Source organism: Bradyrhizobium sp. USDA 327, assembly GCF_041262065.1.
Lineage (GTDB): Bacteria > Pseudomonadota > Alphaproteobacteria > Rhizobiales > Xanthobacteraceae > Bradyrhizobium > Bradyrhizobium liaoningense.
Genome location: NZ_JBGCCW010000001.1, coordinates 7307029 through 7319883 on the forward strand (window position 1 = coordinate 7307029; position 12855 = coordinate 7319883).

Annotated in this window: 17 protein-coding genes; 13 read left to right on the forward strand and 4 right to left on the reverse strand. The window is 63.5% G+C overall.

Annotated features, from left to right (window positions below; translation table 11 throughout):
* Positions 1 to 3: 3 nt before the first annotated feature.
* Positions 4 to 1251: a S1C family serine protease gene (locus ABIA42_RS34515; protein ID WP_370143716.1), complete on the reverse strand. Its 1248-nt coding sequence runs from the start codon at positions 1249 to 1251 to the stop codon at positions 4 to 6.
* 204 nt (positions 1252 to 1455) lie between these two features.
* Here ABIA42_RS34515 and ABIA42_RS34520 point away from each other — a divergent pair, with 204 nt between their 5' ends.
* The 4 genes from ABIA42_RS34520 (at position 1456) to ABIA42_RS34535 (ending at position 3794) form a co-directional block, all read left to right on the forward strand.
* The gene (locus ABIA42_RS34520; protein ID WP_028181244.1) at positions 1456 to 2073 is read left to right on the forward strand and encodes a hypothetical protein; all 618 of its coding nucleotides are present in this window, start codon (positions 1456 to 1458) and stop codon (positions 2071 to 2073) included.
* Positions 2060 to 2434 carry a transcriptional regulator gene (locus ABIA42_RS34525; RefSeq protein ID WP_028181243.1) on the forward strand — a complete coding sequence of 125 codons (375 nt, stop codon included), beginning with the start codon at positions 2060 to 2062 and terminating at the stop codon, positions 2432 to 2434. Before ABIA42_RS34520 ends, ABIA42_RS34525 begins: the two co-directional genes overlap by 14 nt.
* A gap of 29 nt (positions 2435 to 2463) precedes the next feature.
* Positions 2464 to 3204, forward strand: coding sequence for a di-trans,poly-cis-decaprenylcistransferase (locus ABIA42_RS34530; protein ID WP_370116792.1), 741 nt, complete (start codon positions 2464 to 2466; stop codon positions 3202 to 3204).
* 104 nt (positions 3205 to 3308) lie between these two features.
* Entirely contained in the window at positions 3309 to 3794 is a 486-nt protein-coding gene (locus ABIA42_RS34535; RefSeq protein WP_271527970.1) for a Crp/Fnr family transcriptional regulator, read from the forward strand.
* On the opposite strand, the gene ABIA42_RS34540 is transcribed toward ABIA42_RS34535, so the two are convergent.
* The gene (locus ABIA42_RS34540) at positions 3733 to 4560 is read right to left on the reverse strand and encodes a metallophosphoesterase (protein WP_370116789.1); all 828 of its coding nucleotides are present in this window, start codon (positions 4558 to 4560) and stop codon (positions 3733 to 3735) included. The two genes, ABIA42_RS34535 and ABIA42_RS34540, sit on opposite strands and share 62 nt — an antisense overlap.
* Positions 4561 to 4716: 156 nt before the next feature.
* Between ABIA42_RS34540 and ABIA42_RS34545 the strand changes: the two genes are divergently transcribed.
* Together ABIA42_RS34545 and ABIA42_RS34550 are read left to right on the forward strand one after the other, a co-directional pair.
* Positions 4717 to 5403, forward strand: coding sequence for a DNA-3-methyladenine glycosylase I (locus ABIA42_RS34545; RefSeq protein WP_271527972.1), 687 nt, complete (start codon positions 4717 to 4719; stop codon positions 5401 to 5403).
* Positions 5404 to 5611: 208 nt separating this feature from the next.
* A complete protein-coding gene (locus ABIA42_RS34550; RefSeq protein WP_271527973.1) occupies positions 5612 to 5911 on the forward strand; it encodes a hypothetical protein in 300 nt (99 codons plus the stop codon).
* A 98-nt stretch (positions 5912 to 6009) separates the two neighbouring features.
* On the opposite strand, the gene ABIA42_RS34555 is transcribed toward ABIA42_RS34550, so the two are convergent.
* Together ABIA42_RS34555 and dinB are read right to left on the reverse strand one after the other, a co-directional pair.
* Entirely contained in the window at positions 6010 to 7422 is a 1413-nt protein-coding gene (locus tag ABIA42_RS34555; RefSeq protein ID WP_370116786.1) for a sensor histidine kinase, read from the reverse strand.
* A 106-nt stretch (positions 7423 to 7528) separates the two neighbouring features.
* The gene (gene dinB, locus ABIA42_RS34560; RefSeq protein WP_370116784.1) at positions 7529 to 8629 is read right to left on the reverse strand and encodes a DNA polymerase IV; all 1101 of its coding nucleotides are present in this window, start codon (positions 8627 to 8629) and stop codon (positions 7529 to 7531) included.
* Positions 8630 to 8672: 43 nt separating this feature from the next.
* On the opposite strand from dinB, the gene ABIA42_RS34565 reads away from it, so the two are divergent.
* From ABIA42_RS34565 to ABIA42_RS34595, 7 genes are all read left to right on the forward strand, one after another.
* On the forward strand, positions 8673 to 9116 hold the full coding sequence (locus ABIA42_RS34565) for a TspO/MBR family protein (RefSeq protein ID WP_370116781.1): 444 nt from the start codon (positions 8673 to 8675) through the stop codon (positions 9114 to 9116).
* 95 nt (positions 9117 to 9211) lie between these two features.
* Positions 9212 to 9421, forward strand: coding sequence for a hypothetical protein (locus ABIA42_RS34570; protein WP_271527978.1), 210 nt, complete (start codon positions 9212 to 9214; stop codon positions 9419 to 9421).
* 233 nt (positions 9422 to 9654) lie between these two features.
* Positions 9655 to 10905, forward strand: a complete 1251-nt coding sequence (locus ABIA42_RS34575) for a tyrosine-type recombinase/integrase (RefSeq protein ID WP_370116778.1) — start codon at positions 9655 to 9657, stop codon at positions 10903 to 10905.
* 89 nt (positions 10906 to 10994) lie between these two features.
* Complete coding sequence (locus tag ABIA42_RS34580; protein WP_370143717.1) at positions 10995 to 11879, forward strand: hypothetical protein; 885 nt, start codon at positions 10995 to 10997, stop codon at positions 11877 to 11879.
* 133 nt (positions 11880 to 12012) lie between these two features.
* Entirely contained in the window at positions 12013 to 12267 is a 255-nt protein-coding gene (locus tag ABIA42_RS34585) for a hypothetical protein (protein WP_370116773.1), read from the forward strand.
* A gap of 88 nt (positions 12268 to 12355) precedes the next feature.
* Entirely contained in the window at positions 12356 to 12547 is a 192-nt protein-coding gene (locus ABIA42_RS34590) for a hypothetical protein (RefSeq protein ID WP_370116770.1), read from the forward strand.
* Complete coding sequence (locus ABIA42_RS34595; protein WP_370116767.1) at positions 12544 to 12855, forward strand: hypothetical protein; 312 nt, start codon at positions 12544 to 12546, stop codon at positions 12853 to 12855. Before ABIA42_RS34590 ends, ABIA42_RS34595 begins: the two co-directional genes overlap by 4 nt.

Genomic DNA, 12855 nt, shown 5'->3' on the forward strand with positions numbered 1-12855 from the left:
ACGCTACCGCTTCGCGTCCGCCTGCTCCGTCGCATTGCACGAGATCAGCATCGTATACGGCCGGGCGTTGGTGGCGATGTCGGTGGTCTTGAGCTCGCCCTTTGGTTCGGCGGTCTGATAGGGCACCACGGAGTTGTCGAGGAAGTCGCGCAGCACGCCGGTCTTGATGGCGAAGTTGATGTTCTCGGGAATGTTGCCGGTCACCGCGGCAATACGCAATGCGGGGATCTTTCCGGTGACCACGCCCACGACTTGACCGGTGCTATCGAACAGCGGCCCGCCGCTATTGCCGGGCTGCACGGGGGCGCTGATCTGCAGGAAGCGCGAGTCGTTGCGCATGCCGCTGAGCGAGCTCACGATGCCGGTCGTCACGGTGAAGTCCGAGGTCAGGATTCCGTGATAGGGAAAGCCGATCGCGACCACGGAATCGCCGGAGCGGATCGAGCGGTCGCGGATCCGGGCAAAGTCCTTGAATGTCGTCGTCGATGGCGCCTGCAACAGGGCAAGATCGTTGTTGGCGTCGCTCGACACCACGCGCAGCACCGTTGCGGCCTCGCCGGTGAGATTGCCCTTGATGTCGCCGACGCAGCCGTCGATCACATGGTGGTTGGTGACGATGTGTCCGCTCGTACTCACCACGAAGCCGGTGCCGCTCTTGGCCCTGGCGGGTTTGCCGCCGGCGGGCGATGCCGCCTGCTTGTCCGGCGCAGCCTGCGGCTTGGCGGTCATCTTGGTGAAATCGCCGACCTTGTCCAGCCCGTCGGCCTTGACCCGGGTCACACAATTGCTGACGGCGGCAATCAGAGGGGCAGTCGAGGTCAGGCTGAACTGGAAGGGCGTGCCTCTCGCCACCGCCACCATCAGGCTCGCCTTCTGGAAAGCGCGCGCGACGTTTGTCGGCAGAACGGCTGAGACCATGACCTCGGAAAAGGCGGTCGCAAACAGCCTCACCTCGGCCTGACCGTCAAAGGTCAGGTCGATCGTCAGGTTCTCGCCCTTCTTGAAACGAAACGCTGGATTGGCAAAACCGAGCAGCCACGCGTTGTTCGAATCCTGGCCGACAAGCAAGGTCATGCCATTGGCGTAGGGCATGCTTGCAGCGCAGTGAGAGAACGCGCCGGTCGAGTCATTGGTGAAAGCGCCACCGTTCCAGTTGCCGACGTGGATTGTGCCGAAAGGCCCCGCCGCATGAACGAACCCGGCCAGCATCACCTCGAAAACAAACGCAACGACAAACGACCTCAGCCACATACCAGCCCCCTGGAACGCTTCCGGGTCCATCTTATCCGTCAGGATATGTAGCGCGCAACCGCCAGTTGTCCGCTCGCGCCCGGTCGGGCCGCCGCGACATTCGGGCTTGCCTTTACTTTGCGGTGCCATATACTTTGCAATACAAAGTAACGGGACCCTGCAGTCCAGAAACGCCCCCGGGCGGAACGAGGATTTACGTTGCCGATGCGCGATCTCGACAAGGCGCTGGCCGACATCGTGGCGATCCGCAGTCAGATCGCGGCGGGCACCGCCTTCCGCGGCTACGGCCCGGCGACGATGGTGGCGACCGGCGCTGTCGCGCTCATCACCGCGGTTCTGCAGTTCTGGCTGCTGGATGACCCCACCGGCGAGCCGCTCGGATTCTTCATCGGCTGGCTCAGTGCCGCCGTGCTCTCGGGGCTGATGATCGGCATCGAGATGCGGGCGCGTTCGCGCCGTCACCATTCGGGCCTGGCGGATGCCATGATCCACCAGGCCGTCGAGCAGTTCCTGCCCGCAGGCGTTGCCGGCGTGCTGCTCGCGGTGGTGATGTGGAAGTTCGCGAGCGAGACGCTGTGGCTGCTGCCGGGCCTGTGGCAGATCCTGGTGTCGCTCGGCATCTTTGCCTCGGTCCGCTCACTGCCGCGCACCGTCGCATTCGCCGGCGCCTGGTATTTCGTGTCCGGCTTCGCAGTGGTGGTGCTGGCAAGCCGAACCCATACGCTGTCGCCATGGACCATGGGGCTGCCCTTCGTGATCGGGCAATCGGTGATGGCGGCCATTCTGCATTTCGCGTCTGGAGACAATGATGTCGAAGACTGACAGCGCGCCCTTCTCCTATGAAGGACTCGACCGCGTGATCCACGAGAAGGCGAGGCTCGGGCTTCTGACCTCGCTGATGGCGCATCCCAAGGGGCTGGCATTCGGCGATCTCAAGCAGCTCTGCGGCCTCACCGACGGCAATCTCAGCCGGCACCTTGCCGTGCTCCAGGAGGCGGGCCTCGTCGAGATGACCAAGGGCTACGAGGGCAACCGCCCGCACACGACCTGCCGCCTGACCAAGGCCGGCCGCCGCCGTTTCCTCGACTATCTCGCTGTGCTCGAGCGGCTGGTGCGCGACGCGGCGAAAGCCGCCGGCCGCGAGGCGCCGCCGCTCGGCCGCCTTGGTATCGCCTCGACCTGATTCTCCCCTTTATGACCGGAGACTTTGCAATGCGAAGTGAGACTACGCCGCGCAACGAGAAGCTTCATGTCGGCATCATCATGGACGGCAACGGCAGATGGGCGACGCGGCGCGGCCTGTCCCGCGTGCGCGGCCACGAGGCCGGCGTCGAGACCATCCGCCGTATCGTCGAGGCCGCGCCCAAGCAGGGCATCGGCACGCTGACGCTTTACGCTTTCTCGGCCGACAATTGGCGGAGGCCGAGGGCCGAGGTCGCGGCGCTGATGACCTTGCTGCGCTTCTATCTGGCCAACGAGGTGCATAGTCTCGTCAGGAACGGCGTGCGTCTCACCGTGATCGGCCGCCGCGACCGGCTGCCCGACGGCATCGCCACCGCGATCTCGCGCGCCGAAGAGGCGACCGCCCGCGGAAGCGCGCTGCATCTGCGCATCGCCGTGGATTACTCGGCTCGCGATGCGATCCTCAACGCGGCGGCCAAAGCGGCCGCGCTCACCAGCCTCACCCGCGAAGCGTTCTCGCAGCTCGTCACCGGCGAGGCTGACCTTCGCGACGTCGATCTCATCATCCGCACCTCGGGCGAGAAGCGGCTGTCCGACTTCCTGCTCTGGGAGGGCGCCTATGCCGAGCTGCACTTCACCGAGCGGATGTGGCCCGAGTTCAACGCGGGCGATCTTGCCGAGGCGCTCGCCGCCTTCCACGGCCGCGAGCGCCGCTTCGGCGGCCTTCCGGCGATCGTGCCGGAAGAGGTGCCTTCGCTCTCCCGGGTGTGACGCACGGCACGCGGGCGCACCCCTCATACGCGTTGATTTGCCGCGTGACACGGATCATGCTCTGGTCTGGGGCGATGGGGTCCGCAGCGACGGGAGCTTCTGCGATGCGCGCAGTCCTGGATTATTGCACCGGCGGAACGGAGCGGCAGGTCGCCGCCGGCACGCTCATTGTCAACGAGGGTGGCACCAGCGGCCATCTCTACGTGCTGATGCAAGGCAAGCTCGAGGTGCTCAAGGGTGAGATGGTGGTGGCTACCGTCACCGAACCCGGCGCAGTGCTCGGTGAGATGTCCGTGCTGCTGGGCCAGCCGCACACCGCAACCGTGCGGGCCTGCTCCGACGCGATCGTCTATGAGTTCGAGGACGCCGCCTCGTTCCTGGAGAAGGAGCCGGGTGTGGCCCTGCTGATCGCAAAGATGCTGGCGCAGCGGCTCAATGTCGCCAACACCTATCTCGCCGATCTCAAGCGGCAATATGCCGGCCAGGGCACGCATCTGGCCATGGTCGGCGAGGTGCTCCAGAGCATGATCAACCTGCCGCCGCTTGAGGTCTCGCCAGGCTCGGATCGGAAATCCGATCCAAGAATGTGAGCCAGTCGGGCGCCGCCTCGATGGGGGCGGCGGGGCGTTTCAGCGGCGCATTCAGGTCGATCCACTGGGCTTCGCCGGCCGCAAGCCAGAACGCCTTGTCCGCGTCGAGGTCGAGGACGATGCAGGTCGGCGGCCGGCCCGGTTGCAGGCCGGTGTTGAAGACCCAGGTCTGGCCCAGCCGGTCGAACCACGAGCCGCCGGTGATGAACGGCGACTGGTGCACATGGCCCGAGATCACCATCGACGGCTGGTATTGCATGATCCATTGCACCAGCTCGACGTCGCCGAAGAAGCGCTTGCCGCCCCAGCTCGTCGGTGAATCCGCCGGCGGCGCGTGATGCGCCCAGATCCAGCGCCGCAGCCGGCCAGTGGCGGCATTGCGCAACTGTTCGACGATGCGCTGCTTCACCAGGGGTCCGTCCCACCACGGGCACACCGTGAACATTGTGTCGCCGATGCTGAGGCTGTCGCCGTCGCAGGCGATGCCCAGCTCGCGTACCTCCGAAATCCAGCGTGCGACCTTCTCGCCTTCGGTGTTGCGCTCGTCCAGGTCGTGATTGCCGGAGCAGAGGATCACGCGGGTCTGCGCGGCAAGCAGCGCGAGGTACTTCTTCACCACCACGATCTGGGCGCGGAAGTCCACGATCGAGCCGATGTCGAGCGCGTCGCCGGCGAAGATCACGAGATCGAATTGCGGCGCCGCGCTGACCAGCCAGTCGAGCTGGGGCAGCGAATAGTGCAGGTCGGCCACGACCAGGCAACGCATCGAAAATCCGTCGGCGAGAGCTCGAAAATGTCTGGGAATTCCAGGTGTCATGAAGCAAGAAGCGGACCACCATGGCCGCCCCTGCGCGTCACCGTCGCGGGGCTGGACCGGTTGATCGAATTCTGATGTCGTGGGCACCGTAACGCGGATGCCCGTATGACCCCCTTCAAGACCATTCGCGCGCGGGCCGAGAAGCGCAAGGGCGGGCCCAGGGCGCTGGAGAAACTGATGCCGGCCAGGCCGGACCTCGAGCGGCTGGCCGGGCTCGGCGATGACCGTATCCTCGCCGAGATGACCAGGCGGGTGTTCTGCGCCGGCTTCGCCTGGAGCGTGATCGATTCGAAATGGGACGGTTTTGAAGACGCCTTCCTGCATTTCCAGCCCGCCAAGCTCACCTTCCAGCCCGAAGACTATTGGGAGGGCCTGCTGCGCGACGCGCGCATCGTGCGTAACGGCGCCAAGATCATGTCGGTGCGCGACAACGCCGCCTTCGTGCAGGAAATCGCGAAGCAGCACGGCAGCTTCGGCAAGTTTCTGGCGAAGTGGCCGTCGTCCGACGAGATCGGCCTGCTCGATCTGCTCAACAAGCGCGGCAGCCGGTTAGGGGGCAACACCGGCCAGATGCTGCTGCGCTTCGTCGGCTGGGACGGTTTCGTGACGTCCAAGGACGTGGTGGTCTGCCTGCGCGATGCAGGTCTCGACATCGCCGAAGAGGTCAAGTCGAAGGGCGATCTCGCCAAGGTGCAGGCGCAGTTCAACGCCTGGGCCGAGGAGACCGGCCTGCCCTACACTTATCTGTCACGCATCTGCGCTTTGTCGGTCGGCGAGAACCGCGGCGAGTAGCGCGTGAGCGCGCTGACGTCGAGATCGTGTGCATCCTGTGGCGATCTCGTGCCGCGAACGCGGCAGATGCCGCGCGCGATCACGAAATACATTTTGCAGGAACATTTGTCCGCAGCGCCTGTTCGGGACTTTGAGCCAGGCGGACAAGGGCAGGGAACGCATGCTCCCGCCTGGGTCAATGAAACCGCAGACAGAAACGGAGCAGCTCATGAAGCTCACATCCGAACAGGTGAAGCAGACCGTCAACCAACTCGGCGCTCAGGTGCTGCCCGACGAGCATCCCGCGATGCCGCAGCTCAACAGCATGTTCGGCGAGCACACCTTCTTCGTCGACGAGAGGGGCCTCAAGGTCCTCGAGCCTACAGCGTTGCCTGGTGCCGACACCGACCGCCCGAGCGGCGAGGTCATCAGCCTCGCCGATTGGGGCGATTCCGACCTGACGCGCCTGATGGCGCATGAGCCCGAGCCGACCGGCGTGATCGTGGTGTTCGAGCACGTGAGGCATTGAGCGAGTCGACTTTCATCGGTGGCGGGCCTGAAAATCCGTCACCGACAGTCGCGCTCACCGAGCGTTCAATCGCGGCGGCTCCAACCTGGCCGCCGGAGTCATGCCTGGAGCGGAATCTCGATGGCGATCTGAGTCCCCGGATCCGTCGTGCTCTCGAGCCGCAGGCGTCCGTTCAGCGATGAAGCCACCAGATTAAAGGCGATGTGGAGCCCCAGGCCGGCATGGCCGCTCTCCCGACCAGTCGTGACGAACGGATCGAAGATGTGCGCCTGTAATTCGTCGGGAATTCCGACGCCCTCATCAGCGCAGACGAGGCGGACGGATGCCGGGTCCGGCTGGCTGACCGTGATGACAAACCGGCCGCCTCTCTTGTCAGGATAGGCATGGCCTGCGCTGTTGAGAGCGAGATTGCTGATCACCTGAGCAAGCGCTCCGGGGTAGCTGTTGAGCTTGATCCCCGCCGGGCATCGGACCTCGACCGTCAGGCCATGATGCGACAGCAATGGCCCTAGCTTGGACGTCAACTCCGACAGCCAGTCTTTGAGCTCGAAGGTCCGCCGGTCCTCGTCGGCCTGATGGACGGCGACCTGCCTGAAGCTGTGCACCATCTCGGATGCGCGGTGCAGATTGTCGAACGTCAGACTGAGCCCCTGCTTGAGCCTGTCGATGCCCCTGGTCAGATCGGAACGCCGGACCGAGGCTCCACCCAAGGCGTCAGCCATCGTTTGCAGGTCGGTCTGCATGGCGGTCGAGGTCGTCAAAGCGAGGCCGAGCGGGGTGCTGACCTCGTGCGCGACGCCGGCCACCAATTGGCCGAGCGAGGCGAGCTTTTCGGCCTGCACGAGCTGCTCCTGGGTCGCGCGCAGATCGCGCAGCGATTTCTCCGAGCGTTCCTTTTCCCGTTGCAGCGCCTCCGACGTCCGGAATTGTCTTCGCGCCCGGTACTCGCGCGCAGCCACGGCGTAGAGCGACAAGGCGTAGGCATTGCCGACGAGAGAATGATTGATGAATCTCAAGCCCGTCGGCAGCGTCGGCGCGAGCGTCTCGGCGACGATCAGTGCCAGCCACGACAGCACGCAGAAAATCGCCAGCGAGCCGATACGTAATGGCAGCATGGTCGAGACGAACAGGATGATCATCATCATGCCGGGCGCGGCAAACGTGAAGCCCGACGGCAGCACGAGATAAATGCTGGGCAGGATGCAGCCGGGAATGACGCAATAGACGAGGAAAATCGTCTCTGCCCACGGCTTCATCCACCGCCGCGACAGCAGCGCCGTCAGCGGCAGCAGGATGAATACGGCCGTGCCGCCGCGGATTGCGAGCGTGATCGGAACCACTTCGGGGTACAACACCCAATCCCAGAGCGTGTAGCCGGCATAGGTGGCGGCGCCGAGCAGCATCGCGATCTGCGTCCATCCGAGGCTGCCCCGGACATATTGGTCGACAAACCGCCGCTCCTCGATGCGGTCTTCGAAGCGCAGTCCGAGGCGTATCAATAAGGCAAGCATTCCAACATCAATCGCGAAAAGACCCGTTTGACGTCTCTACGACAGGTTCTGCGCCGCGTCGCCGAAAAAGATGTCGCGTTCGCCGGAGGGGCCCCTCTGGCCCGATTCAGATCCCCAGCGTCAACTGCGGCTCCGAATCGCCGCCGACCTGGAGCGAAGACAGCGAGACCCCCAACAGCCTGACGCGCTTGGGCAGCGGCATCTCGGCTTCGAGCAGGCCGCAGGCCAGCCGCTCCAGTTCGTCCCGGCCCGCGACGGCCGCAGCGACGGACCTGCTGCGCGTGATGATCTCGAAGTCGGCGAACTTGACCTTCAGGGTAACGGTGCGGCCGCGATTGCCCGTCGCCTCGCAATGGCGCCAGACCTTGTCGACGAGAGGCCTGAGTTCGGCGACCAGCGCGTCGAATGCGTCGAGGTCGATCGAGAACGTGTTCTCCGCGCCGATCGACTTGCGGATCCGGTTGGCCCGCACCGGCCGCTCGTCGACGCCGCGTGAGATCCAATAGTAATAGGCGCCGGACTTGCCGAAATTCGCGTTCATGAACTCCAGCGTCTGGTTACGGATATCGAGACCAGTGAACAGGCCGAGCGCGTTCATCTTCGCGGCTGTCGTCGGGCCGATCCCGTGGAACTTGCCGACCGGCAGCGTCTCGACGAAGGCCGGCCCCATCTCCGGCGAGATCACGAATTGACCGTTGGGCTTGCGATGATCCGAGGCGAGCTTGGCCAGAAACTTGTTGTAAGAGATGCCCGCCGAAGCGTTGAGCCCCGTCTCGGCCTTGATCTTCTCGCGGACCTTCAGCGCGATGTCCCGCGCCAGCGGGATGCCTTGCAGGTTCTCCGTCACGTCGAGATAGGCTTCATCCAGCGACAACGGCTCGACGATGGGCGTGTGCTCGGCGAAGATCTCGCGGATATGCCGCGAGATCGCCTTGTAGACCTCGAAGCGCGGCTTGACGAAGATCAGATCGGGACATTGCCGCCTGGCCGTCACCGACGGCATGGCGGAGCGAACGCCGAACTTGCGGGCCTCGTAGCTGGCAGCCGCGACGACGCCGCGTTCCGCGGAGCCTCCGACCGCGACCGGCTTTCCGCGTAGCTCCGGATTGTCGCGTTGCTCCACCGACGCATAGAAGGCATCCATGTCGATGTGGATGATCTTGCGCACCGGCGAGGCTGCGCCGGTCACCGTGTCGGATTCGCTCATGGAAAGATGATACAATCGAGCCAGGGGAAGCGCGAGGTGATGGATGTTTCAGTTATTGGTCTTCGTCGTCGCCGTGGTTGGCATCGGCTGGCTGATCGGCGCGACCAATCTGCCCGGAGAGTGGTATGCGGGCCTGGCCAAGCCGGATTTCGTGCCGCCGAACTGGGCGTTTCCGGTGGCCTGGACCATCCTTTACATCATGATCGCCGTCGCGGGCTGGCGGACCTATCGTCGTGCTCCGTCGGGAAAGGCGATGCTGGTCTGGGCCGCGCAACTGGCGCTCAATTTCACCTGGTCGCCGGTCATGTTCACGATGCACCAGATCGGGGCCGCGCTCGTCATCCTCATCTGCCTGTTCGCCGCGATCGTGACTTACATCGGCCTCGAGATGTCACGAGACAGGCTGGCGGCCGCTTTGTTCGTGCCTTACGCGGCGTGGGTCGCGTTTGCCGGCGTGCTCAATGCGGCGATCTGGCGTTTGAATTGAGACGATCATTCTCAATCAATCTCAAACAGCAATCCCAGGCTTGTGAGTGGCAGGCATCAGCACGCGATCTAATATGAGCCCGCGGAGGACAGCCAATGCAATACAGCTCCCAGCTCATTCAGACCATGCGTCAGGCCCTGGAAACCGTGATGGCGAGCGTGCCGGCCCATCAATCGGTCTTCGGTCTCAAAGCGGCCGTGGCCGAATGCATCCTGAAAGCCGCCGCACACGGCCAAACGTCATATGACGGACTGGTGACGTCCGCCTCCGACCAGATCCAGGCGATTGTCGCGATGCTGACGTGAGTGCCGGTATCACAACGGCTGATAACACTGGCGCACCCGACACGATTCGAACGTGTGACCTTTGCCTTCGGAGGGCAAGGGTGAGGAAATTACCCCTGCTTACCCGAAATCCCTTGGAATTGCTGGCCCCCAGATATAGGCTGAAAACAGCCTGATTTGGGGGCTACGGTCGTTTCCTCAGATTTCCCCCGTTTCCTGGCGCCTGCTTACCCGGTGCTTACCTCGAGGGAATCTTGCCCAAACTGACCAAGCGCGTGGTCGATGCCGTGGAATCGACAGGAGACGACGTCTTCGTATGGGATGACGAGCTCCGGGGCTTCGGCCTGCGCGTGAAGAAGAGCGGGGCCAAGTCCTTCCTGGTGCAGTACCGGAACGCCAACGGTCGCAGCCGGCGGCTCACCTTGGGACGCTACGGTGTGCTGACCCCCGAGGAGGCTCGCCGAGACGCCAAGCTCGCCCTGGCTGACGTCGTGAGGGGTGCAGATCCAGTCGAGAGCAAGAAGCTGGCCCGGGGCGCGATGACCGTCGAGGAACTCTGCCGCGAGTACCTGGACAAAGCCGAGCGGGGCCTGATCCTGACCCGCCGGGGCGAGGTTAAAAGCAAGACGACCCTATACAGCGACAAGGGCCGTATTGAGCGGCACATAATCAAGCTGGTTGGCAAGAAGACCGTGAAGGGCTTCACCTCCACCGACGCCAAAGGTCTCCAGCGCGACATCATCGCCGGCAAATCAGCAGCCGACGTGAAGACTAAGACCCGGGGGCGGGCGATAGTGACTGGCGGGAGGGGAACAGCGGCCCGGACGATGGGGCTGCTGGGTGGCATTTTCAGTTATGCCGTTGACGAGGGCTATCGGCCAGACAACCCGGTCAGCGGCATCCGACGCCCCAAAGACCAGACCAGAGAGTGGCGCCTAGATGACGCCGGGTACCGCCGCCTGGGGAAGTGCCTGGCCGCCGCCGAAGCAAACGGCGAACACTGGCAGCGCGTCCTCGCCAGCCGGACGTCCGCCATGACTGGTTGCCGATTGGACGAGGTGGAGGGGCTGCTCAAGACCGAGGTCGATCCGGTCGGGATGGCCCTTCGCCTGGGAAACAGCAAGACAGGGAAGAGCATCCGCCCTGTCGGGCCCGCCGTTATTGCGGTGCTGAAGGCAGCGATGGCGAAGTCCAAATCGAAGTATGTGTTCCCCGCCATCACGACCGACGCGAAACATCACACCGGCTTGACCCGATGGCTTCAGAAGGTGTCGACCAAGGAGGTTCCGGGGATCACCAGCCACGGGCTGCGCCACTCGTTCAGTTCGACCGCAGAGGATCTCGGTTATTCGATTCCCACGATCAAAGCGCTGATCGGACACTCACGGGCCAGCGTCACAGAAGGCTATATCCACAAGATCGACTCGGCGCTGCTTGCTGCGGCCGATCGAATCGCCAGACACATAGATGATGCGATGAGCGGGAAGAAGCGCAGCAAGGCCTGACCAATCGGCGCGGCTAGGGTAGCTCCCGAAAAGCTGGTCCGCACCAGCCTGCCGCGTCGTTCCTTATGCGGAGCACAAGCGGAAGTGCGATGAGCATCGACGTAATTCATAAACAACTGAGCCGCAGGGCCGAGTTCTGGAAGAAGTCGCTCGGCTGGCCGAACGACGATACTTCATACGTCTTTCTGGGCCGCGCAGTACATGTAATCGGCAGATCGATGTTCGGATCTGACTGGACCGGTGATGAGCCGTGCATTGACCCATTGCCGAAGCTCACGGTTTTTCCGGCGAGGTCGGGTTGGCGTGCTCGCCTGGTCCATGATCTGCTCGTCAAGCACCATCCGGAATACAACCGAAAGCCTCCTAAGCCCTACCAGCAGTCCTTCGAGTTTTCTGGGAAGGAGTGGATGGATGCTGTGACGATCGTAGAGAGGCTTAGACAGGAGCAAGCACCCCGCCTTCGTCGTCTCATTGAGGTGCAGGACCGGATAATGCAGCTTGCAGAGGCGGACTTCCTGATCACAGCAATTCGCGAGAAGGCTGGCGGCGATCCGACGCCTATCCCGCGAAAGTGGTGGAACTCGCATCGGATCAGGGATCGGTTTGATTTTTGTGAGCTGCGGCCTGATGATCCTTACAATCTAGGAATTGGTAGCGATCCATATCAGTGGATTTTCGTCACTCGCGAGAGCCTGATGAGCTGCGCGAATGGCGAACTCACCGAGCGTGAGCAAGCTCCCAAACCGGCGTCGGCCGCTCCTCCGGAGGAGCCAGCAAAAACACCTCGCCCCCTCGCTGAGGCCAAGATCGAGCCCGCGTTCCGGCAGTGGAGGGACCAGCAGCCCGAAGGCTATATCCCGACTGAGGACGAAGACATTGCGTACATGAAGGAGCTAGGGGTCGGCCGCGATAGGGTGCGCAAGCTCCGCAAGCAATTTCCTCGCCGGGGCCGCGGTGAAAAAAAGACCGGCTAATTGCGCCCAAATAGGCGGCTAATACGCGGGCCAAATCCGCAGCGATTTCAGCCGCGTATCTTTACCGCGGATTTCTCGACGCTCCATTTACTTCGCACCCACGGAGATTGATCCGTGATTATGCGAGGCCACGATGGACACCGAAGAAGTACATCTCACTGAGCGCCACCTTCGAAGGAAGGATGCCGCCAAGTACGTGACCGACACGTACAACGTTCCTTGCTCTCCCAAGACGCTGGCGAAGCTCGCCTGCATCAGCTCGGAAGGCCCGCCCTTTCGGCTCGCCGGGCGTTTCCCGCTTTACCCCGTCTCCGGGCTCGACGCGTGGGCTCAGAGGAAGATCGGACCGCTGGTCAGGTCGACCTCTGAGGTTCGCCGCGTCGCCTGACCACCATCCCTCAAAAGAAAACCCGGCTGCACGATCCACATCTTGGCGGATCCGATCGTGCGCACCGGGCTTCTCTGGAAACCTTAGTATGAAAAGACATAGCAAACGCATCCAGCAATCTCAATCCGTTTCTGACCTGCCGCTCTTCTCATGGCGCGTCACCGTCCTGCAGCCGAGCAGCCGAGCCGGCTTGTTCGTAGCCCGCCGCTACCGCGTTCACCCGGCCTTGGCTGATCTGATCGCCGGCCTGGCGGGTCTCGGAAGCGAGGTGCGCCAATGAGCTATCCCGACAGCCCCGGCTTCAAAGCCATCGGTCCGAGCAGCGAGGCGGCGCAGAAGCTAACGGAGCGTGCCACCACCGTTCGCGAGCGCGTCCTTGCGTTCCTCCGATCGCAGCATCCGGCAAGCTTCACGCCGGACCAAATCGCCGCTCGCCTCGAGATCAGCTTCCTGAGTGTCAGGCCGCGGATCTCCGAGCTCCACCTGCAAGGCGAGATCGAGCCAGACGGAACGCGATGCAAGAACGTGTCCGGTATGTCGGCCCAGTGCTGGCGCGCCGCAAAGATTTCAGCGGGAGAACCCCGCTAA